Source organism: Coleofasciculus sp. (assembly GCF_046539235.1).
Taxonomy (GTDB): domain Bacteria; phylum Cyanobacteriota; class Cyanobacteriia; order Cyanobacteriales; family Coleofasciculaceae; genus Coleofasciculus.
Genome location: NZ_JBKHHI010000095.1, coordinates 1 through 18,292 on the forward strand (window position 1 = coordinate 1; position 18,292 = coordinate 18,292).

Genomic DNA, 18,292 nt, shown 5'->3' on the forward strand with positions numbered 1-18,292 from the left:
AGTATGAAATAGCCGGGACAGAAAATCGCCTTGCTGTAGAACGGATGCGTTATAATCAGGCGGTACAACGGTACAATCAAACTATTCAGCAATTTCCTAACTCGGTTTTGGCATATAGGTTAGGGTTTGAGGTGCAATCCTTTTTCCAGGCGACAACCCCTGAACCTTGACAAGATTATAAGGCGGAGCAGGCGGGTTTTGCCTGTCAAGTATTATCGATTAATCTCTCAACCTGCCCCTACAGGACATTGTGGTCTGGTGCTTGAGGCGATAGGGTTAGACAGAGGAGACAGTAGGGTGGGACATGAGCGATCGCAAGCGCGTGCTAATCTTGGGTGGAACCGGGGACGCGACAGCATTAGCGACTCGAACTACCGAAATCGCTGGAGTGGAAGTGATCACATCGCTGGCAGGTCGAACTCGTCAGCCGACAGTGGCATCCAAAAACACCCGCATTGGTGGATTTGGCGGAGTGGCAGGACTCACAGACTACTTGCGAGACCAAAAGATCGATGTGCTGATTGATGCGACCCATCCATTTGCGGCTCAAATTTCATTCCATGCTGCTGCCGCGGCCGCGGCGGTTGGCATTCCCCATTTGATGCTGATTCGTCCAGCCTGGGAACGGACAGAGGGCGATCGTTGGATTGAAGTAGACAGCCATGAAGCAGCGGCAACAGTATTGCCAGGAATTGCCCAGCGCATCTTTCTGACGATCGGACGGCAAGAACTGGCTACCTTCGCTCACCTGCAAGATCTCTGGTTTCTGATGCGAATGATCGATCCGCCGCTGCCGAATGTGGCTGTTCCTCCCGGAAAGCTTCTGCTAAAAAGGGGACCGTTTTCACTGAACAATGAGCGATCGCTGTTGCAACAGTATGAGATCGGGGCGATCGTCAGCAAAAACAGCGGCGGTGATGCTACCTATGCCAAGATGATTGCCGCACGGGAGCTAGGAATTCCAGTTATAATGATCCAGCGTCCACCCATTCCACCGGGAGATATCGTTGCAGATATAGACAGTGCCTTGGCGTGGCTCTTGACGGGTGACTAGCGCAACGGTAGCGCATCGGACTCTTAATCCGCTGGTTCTGGGTTCGAATCCCAGGTCACCCATTTAATCACTCATTCTGATTCCCAGCCCAACCCACCCCCAATGAAACCCGTGATCATAGAAGTATTGAGGCGGCGTGAATTAATCGGCCATCAACAGCAAACTTTCGTCGGATCAAAAAAAACAGATCAAAAAAACAAAATCTGGCTCTGGACAGCCGTAAACCACTTTTAGCCTGGGATTTTAGCTTTTTGAAGTATTTTCCCATTTTAACACCAAACTGATTGGAATGGGTAGGTATTATCCCCACAGCTTCTCTAAAAATCACCCAACCTTGACATTAAAAATATTTGTAAAGAAGTAGATTGACTTTAACAAAATTTGCTGATTTAATATCCATGGAGTTACGATATAGATAGACAGTTAGAGAGAGCGGTAAACGTCCAGGCTAAATAGACCGCAAGGAATAGATTTAGTTAGGATAAACCTTACTGTTCTTCCTCTAGACCCATGACTAGAGTCAAGAGCCTGAGGTAAAAAGAAAACGCGACGAGTTTTTAGTAGAACCACAATCACCTTAGACTGTTGACAAAAACTTCTAAAAGAGGATAGTCTGGGCCACGTCTAACGTTCAAAAGTTTGCACAAAAAAAAGAGGTAAATAATGCCTATGGTTGGGACAGTTGCACCTAACACATCTACGCAAAAGCATGAGACAGCTAGTGTTTTATGTGAACAATGGCAGAATTTTAATCCCGGTAAATGGACGAATGAAATTAATGTCCGGGATTTCATCCAAAAGAATTATACCCCATACACACAAGACGACTCTTTCCTTGCCGCAGCAACGGAACGGACTAAAACACTCTGGCAAAAAGTCTGCGACTTGATGCAGCAAGAGCGGGAAAAGGGTATTTTAGATGTCGATACCAAAGTCCCCACCAGTATCACCGCCCATTCACCGGGTTATATTGATCAAAACCTGGAACAAATTGTCGGCGTCCAAACCGATAAACCGTTAAAACGGGCAATTATGCCCTTGGGTGGTATCCGAGTTGTCAAGAAATCCTTGGAAGCTTACGGCTATCAACTTGATCCCCAAACAGAAGAGATTTTCACCAACTATCGCAAAACCCATAATGATGGCGTCTTTGATGCCTATACGCGGGAAATGCGGAAGGCGCGACATTCTGGGATTATTACGGGGTTACCGGATGCCTATGGTCGGGGTCGAATTATTGGTGACTATCGCCGGGTGGCATTGTATGGGATCACCCGTTTAATTGCAGATAAAAAACAGCAGCAAGATTCCCTGGAATTCGATGCGATTGACGAGTCGGTTATCCAGCAACGGGAAGAAATTTCTGAACAAATCCGGGCGCTAAAAGAACTGCAAGACATGGCAGCTAGCTATGGCTTTGATATTAGCCGTCCGGCGGCAAATTCCCAAGAAGCAGTACAGTGGACGTACTTTGGCTATTTGGGTGCGGTGAAGGAACAAAATGGCGCGGCGATGTCCTTGGGACGGGTGTCTACGTTCCTGGATATTTATGTGGAACGGGATTTAAATAACGGCACACTTAACGAATCCGAGGCGCAGGAATTAATTGACCATTTCGTGATGAAACTGCGGATGGTGCGCTTCCTGCGGGCGCCGGCTTATAATGAACTGTTCTCCGGTGACCCGGTTTGGGTAACCGAAGCCATTGGCGGAATGGGTGAAGATGGTCGTCCGTTGGTGACAAAGACCAGTTTCCGTTTCTTGCATACGCTTGATAACTTGGGTCCTGCACCAGAACCGAATTTAACGGTACTGTGGTCAGAACGGCTACCGATTAACTTTAAGCGGTTCTGCGCCAAGGTATCGGTGGAAACCAGTTCGATTCAGTACGAGAACGATGACCTGATGCGATCGCACTATGGTGATGATTATGGCATTGCCTGCTGTGTATCGGGAATGCCGATTGGCAAACAGATGCAGTTCTTTGGCGCACGGGTTAACCTGGCGAAAGCCTTACTCTATGCGATTAATGGCGGTAAGGATGAAAAAGCGGGCGAACAAATCGGTCCAGAACTGGCACCGATTACTTCAGAGTACCTGGATTATGATGAGGTGACGGGGAAGTTCGACCAAATGATCGAGTGGTTGGCGAAACTCTACGTCAATACCTTGAATGTGATCCACTATATGCACGATAAATATTGTTATGAGCGTTTGGAAATGGCGCTGCATGACCGGGATGTTTATCGGACAATGGCATGTGGGATTGCTGGGTTGTCGGTGGTTGGCGATGCGTTATCGGCGATTAAATATGCCAAGGTGAAAGTTATTCGCAATGACCAGGGTCTGGCCGTAGACTATAAAGTGGAAGGAGATTATCCCAAGTTTGGCAATAACGATGATCAGGTGGATGAAATTACTGCCAACCTGGTGAAAGCGTTTATGGATAAAGTCCGCAAGAATAAGACTTATCGCGGCGCTGTTCCTACCCAGTCGATTCTGACGATTACCTCAAATGTGGTGTACGGGAAGAAAACCGGAAGTACCCCTGATGGGCGCAAAGCTGGGGAACCCTTTGCCCCTGGCGCGAACCCAATGCATGGTCGTGATAGCAATGGCGCGATCGCAGCCTTGGCTTCAGTGGCGAAACTACCTTATGAACATGCCCAAGATGGGATTTCTTATACGTTCTCTATTGTGCCGCAAGCGTTGGGTAAGACGGATGAGGCGAAGGTGAACAATTTGGTGGGAATGCTGGATGGGTATTTCCATGACGATGGTCATCATATCAACGTCAATGTCTTCAATCGCGATACCCTGCTGGATGCGATGGATCATCCGGAGAAATACCCGCAGTTAACGATTCGGGTATCGGGTTATGCGGTGAACTTCATTAAGTTAACCCGCGAACAGCAACTGGATGTGATTAATCGCACATTCCATGAACGGATTTAGGCGGAGTTGCTTTTACCTGATCAGGTAGACAAGTCCGTTTTTCTGGGGGGCTAGCCCCCCAAATCCCCCACACCCCCGCCGCAACGCTTCGCTATTGTTTACCACACCTTAATCCATTCAGGATTGATTCATTCAGGGCAAGTTTAGTTACATCTAGGTACTTTCGTAAACGATAGTCATCAAAACCTCTCCTACAGACGAATAATGGCACGTCTGGAACAATCAAAACTCAACATTTGAACTATGGTAATGCAATCATCAATTTCTCAATCCCCAATCGCCACACCCAAAACCTCTGTAACCGGACATATTCACTCGTTAGAAAGCTGCGGTACAGTCGATGGTCCAGGTATCCGCTTTGTTATTTTTACCCAGGGCTGTCCGCTGCGTTGTCTTTATTGTCACAATCCTGATAGCCGTTGTATCCGTGAAGGTCAGGAGGTTACGGTTGATGAACTGATGACCCAGATCCCAAAGTATCGTTCCTACATGCGCTTTTCCGGCGGCGGCGTTACGATAACAGGGGGTGAACCCTTGATGCAACCGGAGTTTGTCCGCGAAATTTTCCGACGCTGTCAAGACCAAGGGATTCATACCGCCCTGGATACATCTGGTTATGTCAATTTGGAGATCGTCAAACCTGTGCTGGATCATGTAGATTTGGTCTTGTTGGACATCAAATCCTTTGATCCCAAAATTTACTTTAAGATTACCAACGTTTCCCTCGAACCTACACTCGCCTTTGCCCAGTATCTGAGTGAGATTAAAAAGCCGACCTGGATTCGCTTTGTCCTAGTTCCCAATTTATCCGATAACCTAGAGAGTATCGAGGGATTAGCCCAGTTTGTCTCGACCTTGGGCAATGTGGAAAAAGTAGAAGTTCTGCCGTTTCACAAAATGGGAGAGTATAAATGGCAACAGCTAGGGTATGACTATCAGCTTAAAGACACACCCTCGCCAACGCCCCAACAGGTGCAGCAGGTTATGGACATCTTTCAAAGACAGGGGCTGAATGTGCAGTAAGATTGAGGTGTAGACCATGGACGAGAAAGAAAATCTCTATTTATGTATGGGTTCAGCCTGTCATCAATTGGGTGTTTATGAAGTATTACCCAAAATTCAGGAGTTGATTAGCACATACAATTTGGAGGATAAAGTTGAATTAAAGGGTTCCTTTTGTTTGGAGACCTGTAGCGCTGGTATTGTGATGAAGTTTAAGGATAAATTTTTTGTTAATATCAATGCTAACAATGTTGAGCAAAAGTTTAAACAAGAGATTCTGCCCTGTATTCAATGATATCTAGGGAGAGGGAACAGGGAACAGGAACAGGGAACAATGAATTTCAGTTAGCTTTGGCATAGCAGCTTGAAGAATAAATAATATGACGAGTAGCGATAAGAGTTTGTGGGAATTGTTGTGGCAGTATGACCCGAATGGTTTGATTGTCGTGGATAAAGATATGACAATCAAGCTGGTAAATCCTGCCTTTTGCAAAATGTTTAATGTGGAACAGGAGGCGGCTATTGGTGAGTCCGCCTCCACTATTTTGACAGATGTCAGTGATTTTCAACGAGTCTGGGATAATGATGAGGTGATTCAGGGGAAGGAAAAAGAGTACGCTAATCACCAACTTTATGTCAGAGAAGTTATTTTTCCGATTAAAGAGGAAAATATAATTGCAGCTATTTTGGTGAATATGAGTTATGAGTTACAGCGTAAGCGAGAATTGATCAAAGTTAAACGAGAAACGGTGGAAAAGGTTAATGAGGTGGTGGATAATCAAATGAAAGTTGTTCAAGAAATTGCGGGAATATTGGGAGAAACAACCGCAACGACAAAGGTGAGTCTATTGAAGATTATTCAAATGGTGGAACAGGAGATGGGGTAGTAGGGATTAGCTGGGGAAGCCATGTAGAGACGTAGCCTGCTACGTCTGGGAGCAGTAGTTTAACTATAGAATAGCTTATGAGTCGTGATCATTTTCTAGATATCTATGATTTAAGCTTAAATAAAAAGGGAGAGGAACTATGTGGCGACCAGGTTAAGTTTATCAAGACGAAGGATAAAACGACAATTGTTTTATCTGATGGGTTGGGAAGTGGTGTTAAGGCTAATATTCTGGCAACGCTGACGACGGAAATCTTGATCACCATGTTGAATGCAGATCTGCCTCTGACCGAGGTGATCGAAACGGTAATTGGTACGTTGCCAATTTGTAGTGTTCGGAAAATTGCTTACGCCACGTTTACTATAATTCGGATTAATCATAAAAACAATAAATTTAAAGTTATAAATTTTGATAACCCGCCCATTTTTCATTTTAGGAAAGGAAAACCTGTCCCCGTTGAAACCCGAACCGAGAAAATCCTGGAGAAAGACATTGTTATTTCAGAAGGGCATTTAGAACGGGGGGATTTCCTGGGGGCGATTAGTGATGGCGTCTTGTATGCGGGGCTGGGTGCGGTTTTAAATTTCGGCTGGGGCTGGGAAAATATTGCCAAATACATTGAAAGCCTATATATTCGGGATACCTACACTGCTCGTAATATTGTCCGTAAAGTGATTGGCGAAACGCACAACCTCTATCAAGGAAAAATTGGGGATGATGCCACGTTTGTGGGCGTCTGTGTACGGAAGCGGAATGAGTTAATGATTTTTACCGGACCCCCTCTAGATCAACGTCACGATCAGGTTTATGTGGAACGCTTATTAAATTTTGAGGGCAGAAAAGTGATCTGTGGCGGAACCACGGGGAATATTGTGGGGAAATATCTGGGTGAAGAGGTGGAAATGGATATTGCCACGATGCGACCGGATCTGCCGCCGATTGGTAAGTTAAGTCAAATTGACCTGGTAACTGAAGGGATATTAACTATCTCGAAAAGCCTAGAAATCTTAAAAAAATGTAAATGTGATATCGATCGCTTACCGAGTGACCGCAATGGTGCAGCGCTTCTAGCTAAGGAAATCTTGATGGCGGATTCGGTACTTTTCTTGGTGGGGCAGAAAATTAACGAATTTTATCAAAATCCGCTGTTACCCAAAAACATTTCCATCCGCCGAAATTTAGTAGAAGAGGTAGTGAAGTATTTGCAAAATCATAAGAAAGAAGTCCAGTTAGAATACTGCTAAGTTAGGTCAGTGGAGATTAAGGGAATGATGTTAGGTTCTGTAAACATCCAGTCAAGCCTGACGAAGGACAAAGGACATAAGACCAATGACAAATGACCAATGGGTGGTGATTGGCTATGGGAATACGCTGCGGCGGGATGACGGTGTGGGTCAAGTTGTGGCAATGGAGGTACAAGAGTGGGGATGCCTTGGGGTGCGATCGCTTCCCCTGCACCAACTGACTCCTGAATTGGCACAAACCTTAGCCACTGTGGATGGGGCGATTTTTGTGGATGCTTATCCCGTATCTGGAGAGACAGCCAGGGTGCAAGTCTTTCCCCTGCGATCGGGGTATGCTGATTCTGTCCCATTCGGTCATCATTGTGATCCGCGATCGCTGTTAACGTTAGCCCAAGTCCTTTATGATCATTCTCCCCCCGCTTGGCTGGTTACCATTCCCGCTGTTGACTTCGAGTTTGGCGAAACCCTCTCACCCATTGCCCAACAGGGAGTTACCGACGCCCTGATTCATATTCATCGCCTGTTGGCAATACAAGCGGAATCGCCGACTCAATTATCATCCGGTTGCGTCGAGATGGGGGAGTTGTGAGTTAATTTGGAACTCAGTCTGGGCGGGCGCGAGTCCCATCTTTTGTGAGGTAAGAAACGATAGTAGTAAAACCCGCCCCTACACAATCAAAACGTCTTCCCCACCTTCTCCAACTGAGATGGCAGATTATCAGGGAGAACCCTAGGTTTTAGTCCTTGTGTGTTCAGTGTTAACCGTTCCGTTTCAATTTTTCCCCAGAAGTATTAATAAAGAAAGGAAAAAACAATGGTTAAGCCACTTAAACCAACCACCGATCCAGCGTATGATATTCTGCGTTCGGAACGTCAACCCCTGCACTCCTTCTTCGCCCCCGATACCGTTGCTGTGATTGGGGCGACGGATAAAGAGGGCAGTGTGGGGCGAACCCTGCTATGGAATTTAATGAGTAATCCCTTCGGGGGAACCATTTTTCCAGTCAATCCCAAACGCCATAGTGTCTTGGGAATTCCTGCTTATTCGAGTATTAAAGACATACCTGATCCCGTGGATCTGGCGATCATTGCCATACCCGCCCCTTTTGTACCCGGAGTCGTCCAAGAATGTGTTGAGGTTGGCGTCAAAAGTGCGATTATTATTTCAGCGGGATTTAAAGAAACAGGTTCTAAGGGAGTTGAATTAGAAAAGCAAATCCTGGAAACCGCCCGGGGCAAGATGCGAATTATTGGTCCGAATTGCCTGGGTTTAATGAGTCCGCGCAGTGGGTTAAATGCTACCTTTGCCAGTACCATGGCGCGTCCGGGTAATTTGGCGTTTATTAGTCAGAGTGGGGCATTATGTACCGCTGTCCTAGATTGGAGTTTCTGGGAAAATGTGGGCTTTAGCGCCTTTATTTCCATTGGTTCGATGATGGATGTAAGTTGGGGGGATTTGATTTACTATCTCGGTGATGATCCCCACACCCATAGCATCGTTATTTATATGGAATCCATTGGCGATGCCCGATCCTTCCTTTCAGCGGCGCGGGAAGTGGCATTAACTAAGCCGATTATCGTAATTAAAACCGGGCGCACCGAAGCCGCTGCCAAGGCATCAGCCTCCCATACCGGTTCTTTGGCAGGTAGCGATGATGTCCTTGATGCCGCCTTCCGCCGCTGTGGTGTAGTTCGCGTGAATACTATCTCCGAACTGTTTGATATGGCTGAGGTGTGGGCAAAACAGCCTCGTCGTCCCAAAGGACCCCGCTTGACAATTATTACTAATGCCGGGGGACCAGGGGTTTTAGCGACAGACGCCCTAATTAGCGCAGGTGGTTCATTGGCAGAACTCTCTGAGGATACGGTAACTGCCCTCAACGAAATCCTGCCCCGCCATTGGAGTCATGGCAACCCCATTGATATTCTCGGTGATGCTGATCCCGATCGCTATACCAAAGCCCTCGACATTGCGGTTGAAGATCCCAACAGCGATGGCTTGCTGGTGATTCTCACGCCCCAAGCCATGACAGATCCCACCCAAATTGCCGAACAGTTAAAACCCTATGCCCAGAAAGCTGGGAAACCCGTGTTTGCTAGTTGGATGGGGGGATCAGAAACCAAAACTGGGGAAACCTTACTCAACCGTGCTAGCATTCCCACCTATCCCTACCCCGATGATGCGGCGCGGTTATTTAATTTAATGTGGCAGTACAGCTACAACCTGAGTGGGATCTACGAAACGCCGATTTTACCCTCATCCGAAGAAACTGGACCCGATCGCGCTTTGGCGCAGCAGATGATTGAAACGGCACGCAAGGCGGGACGGACGATTCTGACGGAGTTGGAATCGAAACAACTGCTCGCTGCCTATAATATCCCGATTGTGCATACTGGGGTGGCAAAAACAGAAGAGAATGCGGTGAATTGGGCAAATTCCCTGGGATACCCGGTGGTGTTGAAACTCTTCTCGGAAACCATTACCCATAAAACCGATGTGGGTGGGGTTCAGTTAAACCTCACTGATGAAGAAGCGGTGCGTTGGGCGTATAACAAGATTAAATCAACGGTGACGGAGAAAGTTGGTGCTGAACATTTCTTGGGTGTTACGGTTCAGGAAATGGTGCGTCAGGATGGTGCTTATGAACTGATTATCGGCAGCATCGTTGATCCGCAGTTTGGACCGGTGTTAGTCTTTGGGTCTGGGGGACAGTTAGTGGAAGTATTCAAGGATCGGGCGATCGCGCTACCGCCTCTGAATACCACCCTAGCGCGGCGGATGATCGAACAGACGCAAATCTATAAGGCACTCAAAGGGGTGCGGGGGCGTCAAGCCATTGATTTAGCCGAACTTGAGCAGATTATGGTTCGCTTTAGTCAATTGGTGATTGAACAGCGTTGGATCAAGGAAATTGATATTAATCCCCTGCAAGCGTCTTCGGATCAACTCATCGCCCTAGATGCCCGGATTATCCTCCACGATTTAGATGTTGAGGAAAACCAACTACCCAAAACCGCGATTTGTCCCTATCCTCGGCAGTACGTCACCCCATGGCAGCTTAATGATGGCACGCCGATAACCATTCGTCCGATTCGTCCAGAGGATGAACCTTTAATCGTGCAATTCCACCAAACGCTATCGGAAGAAAGTGTCTATTTGCGTTATTTCAGCTTAATGAAACTGAGTCGGCGGATTGCCCATGAACGATTAACCCGCATCTGCTTTATCGACTATGATCGGGAAATGGCACTGGTGGCGGACTATAAAAATCCGCAAACAGGAAACCACGAAATCTTGGGCGTGGCGCGATTGAGCAAGATGCATGGGATTAATGAAGGGGAATTCGCTATGTTAATTAGTGACCCCTATCAGCGTCGCGGATTAGGGACGGAATTACTCCAACGCATTATTCAAGTGGGTCGCCAAGAGAAACTGACGCGGATTACTGCTGATATTCTGGCAGAAAATGTGCCGATGCAGAAGGTGGCGGAAAAAGTGGGTTTCCATCTGGAACGGGCAGGGAATGATTTAGTCAAAGCCGAGATTCGTTTGTAGTTAGGGTCTGCTGAATAAGTCTTGTGGGTACGACATGTCGTACCCCTACTACCTCAAAAACCAGACGCTTCTGCTATAGTATGGGATGCGATGCTAATTGACTTTCGTAATACCAATACCGTCTGGGCTTCTATACTGGTGGAAACGTTAACGCGGTTGGGATTAACCACTGCCGTCTTATGTCCCGGTTCGCGTTCCACCCCGCTTACGGTTGCCTTTGCACAACACAGCAAAATAGAGGCAATTCCTATTCTTGATGAACGTTCGGCTGCCTTTTTCGCCTTGGGAGTTGCCCGAAAATCGGGGTTACCTGTGGCGTTGGTTTGTACTTCGGGGACAGCCGGGGCGAATTTCTACCCAGGTATTATCGAAGCACGGGAAAGCCGGGTGCCTCTATTAATTTTAACCGCAGATCGTCCCCCAGAACTACGCGATTGTCACTCGGGGCAAACGATTGATCAAGTAAAACTCTATGGCAATTATCCCAACTGGCAAACGGAATTAGCTGTACCGTCTCTGGAAATCGGGATGTTGAGATATTTGCGACAAACCATGATTCACGCCTGGGAGCGATCGCGCTTTCCTACTCCCGGTCCAGTACATTTAAATTGCCCTTTCCGTGATCCTCTGGCACCGATTCCTGATCCAGCCGTCACTGAGTTACAATCCCAATTCCAGGCTGAGGATTTCTTTGCCGCTATTACTCCTGCATCTGTGCATCCCCTCTCTCCTGCACCTCTGGACAGGATTCCCTACTCAGATTGGCAAGGGTGCGATCGCGGTTTAATTATTGCCGGGTTAGCCCAACCCCAAAACTCCAAAGCCTATTGTCATGTAATCGCCCAACTTTCGCAATCCCTAAACTTTCCTCTATTAGCGGAAGGGCTTTCTCCCCTAAGAAACTACGCTCACCTGAATCCTTATCTCATTTCTACTTATGATTTAATCCTGCGGAATCGCCAACTCGCTCAACAGCTTACACCGACTCTTGTTATTCAAATTGGCGAACTTCCCACCAGTAAAGAACTACGCGCTTGGTTAAATACTTATCAACCCCAACGCTGGATTATTGACCCTTGTCATCATAACTTAGATGCCCTGCATGGGAAAACCACTCATCTGCGAATTTCTATCGAAGAAATCGGGCAATGGATAACAACGAACGCTAAAAAAAATATGGCTGTAGGGGCGGGTTTAACGGATAACGTTGTTGACAAAACTGATAACGTAACTAAACCCACCCTGATAAAGGAACAGGAGAGAACTGTATCACCACAAAACCCACATTACCTAAAAAAATGGTGTGACGCAGAAACGCAAGTGAGAGCAGCCGTTGACCAAACCATGGTAGAAATGCCGCAATTATTTGAAGGGAAAGCCGCCTGGTTACTCTCTCAATCTTTGCCGCCAGGAACACCCTTATTTATTGCCAATAGTATGCCCGTGCGGGATGTTGAATTCTTTTGGTCACCGGGCAATACAGAGATTCAGCCGTGGTTTAATCGCGGTGCGAATGGCATTGATGGCATCTTATCCACAGCATTAGGCATTGCTCACCGGAATCAGAGTACAGTCATGCTAACAGGAGACTTAGCCTTATTACATGATACCAATGGTTTTTTACTGAATCAGAAACTTGTGGGTCATCTAACCATTGTCTTAATCAACAATAACGGCGGTGGTATTTTTGAAATGTTACCCATTTCCGACTTCGAGCCACCCTTTGAAGAATTCTTTGCCACACCCCAAAACATCAACTTTGCCCAACTGTGTCTAACATACAGGGTAGAACATCAACTCATTCAATCGTGGCAACAATTACAGCAATTACTAAATCCATTACCGAGTCAAGGAATTCGAGTGTTAGAATTACCCACAAATCGCCAAGCTGACACAATTTGGCGAAAAACGTATCTAGGTTCGTTCGTAGTAGAGGAACCTTAGCCTATCCAACCTGAAGGGGTGAAAAGCAGCCTAAAACCTTTTAGAATCAGGTTTTGAGCGACATTAGTATCAACCTGATGTTGGGGTTTTGAGCCTGGGCGCACTCGCCGATATGACTTAATTCCCTTTCCCCACTTACTTGGTTACGGCAAGTACACCCAGGCTGATTGATGAGCTAAACACAGATAAATACAGACCTGAATCCTTACAAAATATATAGCAGAAGGCTCCAAGGCAGAAGGTTTATTACTAATACGTGACATTTGGGTCATTTAAGAAAGTCCTAACCTTTATGGCGACAGCTCTATCGAAAGGTGGATTTATAGCTAGAGCATCTTTGTTATCTTTGGATGGCATTGATTGTTTAATACTATGAAGCAAATAAACATTGTACTGAGTAAACTAGGGAATTGTCATGATGAAAGGTCTCAAAGGTAAAAACGCTCTCGTAACAGGTGCAAGTTCTGGAATTGGACGCGCGATCGCTATTCGTTTGGCTCAAGAAGGTGTCAATGTAGCTATCAACTATCGCAGCAGTCCCGAAGATGCCGCAGACACCGCAGAAAAGATGGAGCAAGCTTGTGGTGAAATCAAAGGCTGTGGTGTTAAAGACTTACTGGTACAGGGCGATGTCTCAAAAGAAGACGATGTTTCTCAGATAATGGACACCGTTATTAACGAGTTAGGCGGACTCGATATTTTGATCAACAATGCAGGTATTCAAATGGAGAGTGCGGCACACGAAACAAAAATTGAGAGCTTTGATAAAGTCATTTCTGTTAATCTCCGAGGGGCTTATATTTGCGCCCGTGAAGCCATTAAACATTTTTTAGACGGCAATAAAAAAGGTGTCATTATCAACATTTCTAGCGTTCATGAAATTATTCCCCGACCTTGCTATGTGAGTTATTCGGTTAGTAAGGGAGGAATGGGGAATTTAACAAAAACTTTGGCTTTAGAATATGCCTCCAAAGGAATTCGGGTGAATGGTATCGGACCTGGGGCAACGATTACCCCGATCAATGAAGCATGGATTAATGACCCTGAGGAAAAAGCCAACGTAGAAAGTCACATTCCGATGGGAAGAGCCGGAACTTCAGAAGAAATGGCAGCAGCGGTGGCTTTTTTGGCATCTGAGGAAGCTGACTATATCACCGGACAAACTCTATTTATTGATGGTGGGTTAACACTTTATCACGACTTTAGCAAACCTTGGTCAGCCTGAAAATTGTGATTATAGCAGCCGCTTTAGATCACCTAAACGCAGAAGTAGGAAAGGAGAGGTTTTGGTAATTCTAGCGATTTTTGTAACTCGCTTATAACTCTTAACTCCCACCTCATCTCTATAAAATTAAAACAATGACAGCAGAAGAAAAGCGACTAGAAGAAGCACGCACCCATCAAGCACACTGGCGTCGCTGGGGACCTTATTTAAGCGAACGGCAGTGGGGAACAGTACGCGAAGATTACAGCAAATATGGTAATGCTTGGGAGTATTTTCCCCATGAGCATGCGCGTTCTCGTGCCTATCGTTGGGGAGAAGATGGCATTGGGGGAATCTCTGACAATCACCAGCGACTTTGTTTTGCGATCGCGCTTTGGAATGAGCAAGATACTATCCTCAAAGAACGACTGTTTGGTTTAACTGGTCCTGAAGGCAATCATGGGGAAGATGTTAAAGAATACTACTTCTATCTAGACAGCACTCCCACTCATGCTTACATGAAATATCTGTACAAGTATCCACAACAGGCATTTCCCTACACTCAACTGGTAGAAGAAAATCGCCAAAGAGGTCTAGATGAGCCAGAGTTGGAATTACTGGAAACAGGTATTTTTGAGCGCGATCGTTATTTTGATGTCTTTGTGGAATATGCGAAAGCTTCAGCCGAGGATATTTTAATTCAAATTACACTCATCAATCGCGGGGATGAGGAAAAACCCCTGCATCTGTTACCGACTCTTTGGTTCAGAAATACGTGGTCTTGGGATTTTACCCGTCAAAAACCTTATCTTAGAGTTTTTCCCTCTGACCATACGGCGGGAGAGATGGAAGAGTTTAGCATTGTTGAAGCTTGTCATACAACTTTAGGAAAACGCTGGCTTTATTGTGCAACACCGGATAATTTATTATTTACAGACAATGATACAAATTTAGACCAAATATTTGAAACTGAAAACCATTCACATTATCTAAAAGATGGCATTAATAACTACATAATCCACGGAAAAACTGAGGCGATTAATTCCGATAACATGGGAACAAAATTTTCTGCCTGTTATTTTAACAAAATTGGTGCGGGGCAAACTAAAACTATTCGCTTGCGGCTGAGCGAAACCCCATCATTAACCAATCCTTTTGGAGAAGAGTTTGAGCAAGTCTTCAAACAACGACAGCAGGAAGCTGATGAATTTTATCAACGCTTTTGTCCCCCAACAGCATCACCGGATTTACAGAACATACAACGTCAAGCGTTTGCGGGCTTGTTGTGGACGAAGCAATTTTATCATTACATTGTAGAAGATTGGCTCAATGGCGACCCAGCGCTGCCCACTCCCGAACGAGAAATTAAACGAAATGAGGATTGGCTTCATCTCTATAATGATGATATTCTTTCCATGCCAGATAAGTGGGAATTTCCCTGGTTTGCTGCCTGGGATACGGCATTTCATGTCTTACCTTTGGCAATGATAGATCCCGATTTTGCTAAAGGGCAACTGGATTTATTAACGCGGGAGTGGTATTTGCATCCTAACGGTCAAATTCCTGCCTATGAATGGCATTTTGGTGATGTTAATCCACCCGTTCATGCTTGGGGAGCGTTGCGGATTTATCAGATTGAAAAAGAACTCTATGGTCGGGCTGATCGACATTTCCTCGAACGGGTATTTCAAAAGTTGTTGTTGAATTTTACCTGGTGGGTTAACCGCAAAGATAAAGGAGGAAACAATGTCTTTCAAGGAGGATTTCTTGGATTAGATAATATTGGCATTTTTGACCGCAGTGCTGAACTACCAACGGGAGGTCATCTCGATCAGGCAGATGGGACGAGTTGGATGGCAATGTACTGTCTAAATATGTTAGCGATCGCGCTGGAACTTGCCCCGGAAAATCCTGCCTATGAAGACATGGCAAGCAAGTTTTTTGAGCATTTCCTCTACATTGCCTATGCCATAAATCATCTAGGGGAAAGTGACATTCATCTATGGGATGACCAGGACGAATTTTACTACGACGTGCTGCAATTTCCTCACGGTGAGCGCAAGCGCCTAAACCTGCGCTCAATGGTGGGACTTGTTCCTTTGTTTGCCATTGAAATTCTTGAATCAAAAACATTAAAAGCTCTTCCCGGTTTTAAACGTCGTATGGAATGGTTTATCAAAAATCGTCCCGACTTGCGACACAATATTGCTTGTATAGAAACTGAAGGAGTAGGGGCGAGAAGACTTTTATCCATCGTTCATCCCGATCGATTGAAAAAAATTCTGCAAAAAGTACTCGATGAAACGGAATTTCTCAGCGATTACGGTATCCGTTCCCTTTCTCGATTTCATCAAGACAATCCCTATGTCTTTGAAGGCGAGGGACATTGGTATCAAGTGGCTTATGAACCCGGTGAATCAAGAAGTGGTATGTTTGGCGGCAATTCTAACTGGCGTGGTCCGATCTGGTTCCCGATGAATTTTTTGATCATTGAGTCTATACAAAAATTTCATCACTACTTGGGAGATGATTTCAAAGTTGAATGCCCAACCGGTTCGGGTCAGGAAATGACCCTGAAAGAAGTAGCGAATGAACTTTCTCGAAGACTGGTTAACATCTTTCAACAAAAGTCAGATGAGCAGCGCCCTGTCTACAGGGATATCGAAGAATTTCAATCTAACCCCCATTGGCAAAATTGGATTCTTTTTCACGAATATTTTCATGGGGATACGGGTGCGGGTTTAGGTGCTAATCATCAAACGGGTTGGACTGGTTTGGTTGCCAAACTGATCCAAAACAGTGGCAACGCTCGCTAAGAAACTTTGTCCAAATATGCCTAACCAAAACTTCACTGATATAATCTAACGTGATTAAACATGAAAACTACAGTTTATCAACATCAAATTCGACGGCAAATCGGGCGGCAGCACCAAAGCCAACCCTGGCATTTAAAGATGCTATTGCCATAATTGTTGGCATTGTTATTGGTGCAGGCATTTTTGAGACACCAGCCCTTGTTGCTGCTAATGTCACCAGTGAAGGTTGTTGGGCGTTGGAAAGGAACAGTGGGAATGGCAATAATTTTGGTGCTGTTGTCTTATGGCGGTTAGTTGGATCTGGAACCTTTTCGGAAGCAACTTAATTATGACTTTGCTATAAGTTTTGCTGAGGAAATTGCTGAAATTATCGGCGTTCAGGTGATTGACCACACTTGATAGAACTATTTTATCAATTACAATAGTGGAAAATTGTCTAAATTAGGCAAATGGCAATAAACAATCATCCATCCACAATTAGCCAGGAAGAAATTCGGGTGCGCGGTACGGTACAAGGTGTGGGATTTCGCCCAACGGTGTACCGTTTGGCAAAGGCGTGTAATCTCAAGGGAGAAGTTTGTAATGATGGTCAAGGCGTCTTAATTTACGTATCAGGAACAACAGACGCGATCGCAGAATTTGTGCAACGCTTACAGCTAGAGTCCCCACCCCTTGCCCAAATTGAATCGATTAGCCGTACTCCCTATAGAGGCGATCGCGTTTTCTGTGACTTTACTATTGCCCAGAGTGTCAAAAGTAGCGTTCAAACTCAAATTCCCCCTGACGCCGCCACCTGTCCCCAATGTCAAGCTGAAACCCTGGATTCGCGATCGCGTTGGTACAATTACCCCTTTACTAATTGTACCCATTGTGGTCCCCGTCTAAGTATTATTCGCTCGATTCCCTATGACCGTAAGCAGACTAGCATGGCTGAGTTTGCGATGTGTCCCGATTGCGATAGGGAATACCACGATATCGAAAATCGCCGCTTCCACGCCCAACCAATTGCTTGTCCGGTGTGTGGACCAAGGGTATGGTTAGAAGGGGCAAATGGTGAAAAGATTGATACATCTAACCCCATCGATACGGTTTGTACTCTGCTGAAACAAGGGGAAATTGTGGCGATTAAAGGATTAGGCGGGATTCATTTAGCCTGTGACGCCACCAATGAAACTACAGTACAACAGTTGCGATCGCGTAAGCAACGTTATCATAAACCTTTTGCTTTGATGGCGCGAGATTTAGGGGTGATTGAACAGTATTGTACTCTGAATGCTCAGGAAAAGGAATTATTACAAAGTCCCGCCGCGCCTATTGTTTTAATTGATGTTATCCCTAATCGCGACAATTGTAGAGACGTTGCATGCAACGTCTCTACACCCAAAATTGCGGCTTCAGTCGCACCGGGACAAACAACTCTGGGGTTCATGTTACCTTATACTCCCCTCCATCATTTGATTTTACAACGGCTGGATTATCCGATTATTTTAACCAGTGGGAATCTCTCCGATGAACCCCAATGTATCGATAATCAAGACGCCCGTTTAAAGTTAGGCAAAATCGCGGATTATTTGCTGTTGCATAACCGTGATATTGTCAATCGGGTGGATGATTCTGTGGTGCGAGTTAT

General features: G+C 45.7%; 14 protein-coding genes and 1 tRNA gene. All 15 read left to right on the forward strand.

The features are described 5' to 3' along the window. Nucleotides 1–170: LemA family protein (locus ACLFWI_RS10990; RefSeq protein ID WP_446412993.1), on the forward strand; the 170-nt coding region annotated here is incomplete at its 5' end. A gap of 134 nt (nt 171–304) precedes the next feature. Then, nucleotides 305–1,054 (forward strand): cobalt-precorrin-6A reductase, encoded by a 750-nt coding sequence (locus ACLFWI_RS10995; protein WP_446412983.1) that lies wholly within the window; start codon nt 305–307, stop codon nt 1,052–1,054. Beyond that, nucleotides 1,045–1,116, forward strand: a tRNA-Lys gene (locus ACLFWI_RS11000). The genes ACLFWI_RS10995 and ACLFWI_RS11000 overlap by 10 nt, the downstream gene beginning before the upstream one ends. A gap of 607 nt (nt 1,117–1,723) precedes the next feature. Next, a complete protein-coding gene (gene pflB / locus ACLFWI_RS11005; RefSeq protein WP_446412984.1) occupies nt 1,724–4,009 on the forward strand; it encodes a formate C-acetyltransferase in 2,286 nt (761 codons plus the stop codon). Nucleotides 4,010–4,258: 249 nt separating this feature from the next. Beyond that, nucleotides 4,259–5,032, forward strand: coding sequence for a pyruvate formate-lyase-activating protein (gene pflA, locus ACLFWI_RS11010; RefSeq protein WP_446412994.1), 774 nt, complete (start codon nt 4,259–4,261; stop codon nt 5,030–5,032). A 16-nt stretch (nt 5,033–5,048) separates the two neighbouring features. Beyond that, nucleotides 5,049–5,306 carry a (2Fe-2S) ferredoxin domain-containing protein gene (locus ACLFWI_RS11015; protein WP_446412985.1) on the forward strand — a complete coding sequence of 86 codons (258 nt, stop codon included), beginning with the start codon at nt 5,049–5,051 and terminating at the stop codon, nt 5,304–5,306. Nucleotides 5,307–5,391: 85 nt separating this feature from the next. Next, on the forward strand, nt 5,392–5,898 hold the full coding sequence (locus ACLFWI_RS11020) for a PAS domain-containing protein (protein ID WP_446412986.1): 507 nt from the start codon (nt 5,392–5,394) through the stop codon (nt 5,896–5,898). A 77-nt stretch (nt 5,899–5,975) separates the two neighbouring features. Beyond that, on the forward strand, nt 5,976–7,142 hold the full coding sequence (locus ACLFWI_RS11025; RefSeq protein ID WP_446412987.1) for a SpoIIE family protein phosphatase: 1,167 nt from the start codon (nt 5,976–5,978) through the stop codon (nt 7,140–7,142). An 85-nt stretch (nt 7,143–7,227) separates the two neighbouring features. Beyond that, complete coding sequence (locus ACLFWI_RS11030) at nt 7,228–7,731, forward strand: hydrogenase maturation protease (RefSeq protein ID WP_446412988.1); 504 nt, start codon at nt 7,228–7,230, stop codon at nt 7,729–7,731. Between the two features lie 225 nt (nt 7,732–7,956). Further along, nucleotides 7,957–10,698 (forward strand): bifunctional acetate--CoA ligase family protein/GNAT family N-acetyltransferase, encoded by a 2,742-nt coding sequence (locus ACLFWI_RS11035; protein ID WP_446412989.1) that lies wholly within the window; start codon nt 7,957–7,959, stop codon nt 10,696–10,698. Between the two features lie 90 nt (nt 10,699–10,788). Continuing rightward, nucleotides 10,789–12,642, forward strand: coding sequence for a 2-succinyl-5-enolpyruvyl-6-hydroxy-3-cyclohexene-1-carboxylic-acid synthase (menD, locus tag ACLFWI_RS11040; protein ID WP_446412990.1), 1,854 nt, complete (start codon nt 10,789–10,791; stop codon nt 12,640–12,642). A 418-nt stretch (nt 12,643–13,060) separates the two neighbouring features. Beyond that, nucleotides 13,061–13,867, forward strand: a complete 807-nt coding sequence (locus ACLFWI_RS11045; RefSeq protein ID WP_446408998.1) for a glucose 1-dehydrogenase — start codon at nt 13,061–13,063, stop codon at nt 13,865–13,867. Nucleotides 13,868–14,001: 134 nt separating this feature from the next. Next, nucleotides 14,002–16,662 carry an MGH1-like glycoside hydrolase domain-containing protein gene (locus ACLFWI_RS11050; RefSeq protein WP_446412991.1) on the forward strand — a complete coding sequence of 887 codons (2,661 nt, stop codon included), beginning with the start codon at nt 14,002–14,004 and terminating at the stop codon, nt 16,660–16,662. A 50-nt stretch (nt 16,663–16,712) separates the two neighbouring features. Further along, nucleotides 16,713–16,988 carry a hypothetical protein gene (locus ACLFWI_RS11055; protein ID WP_446408996.1) on the forward strand — a complete coding sequence of 92 codons (276 nt, stop codon included), beginning with the start codon at nt 16,713–16,715 and terminating at the stop codon, nt 16,986–16,988. A gap of 123 nt (nt 16,989–17,111) precedes the next feature. Continuing rightward, nucleotides 17,112–18,292: carbamoyltransferase HypF (gene hypF, locus ACLFWI_RS11060; protein WP_446412992.1), on the forward strand; the 1,181-nt coding region annotated here is incomplete at its 3' end.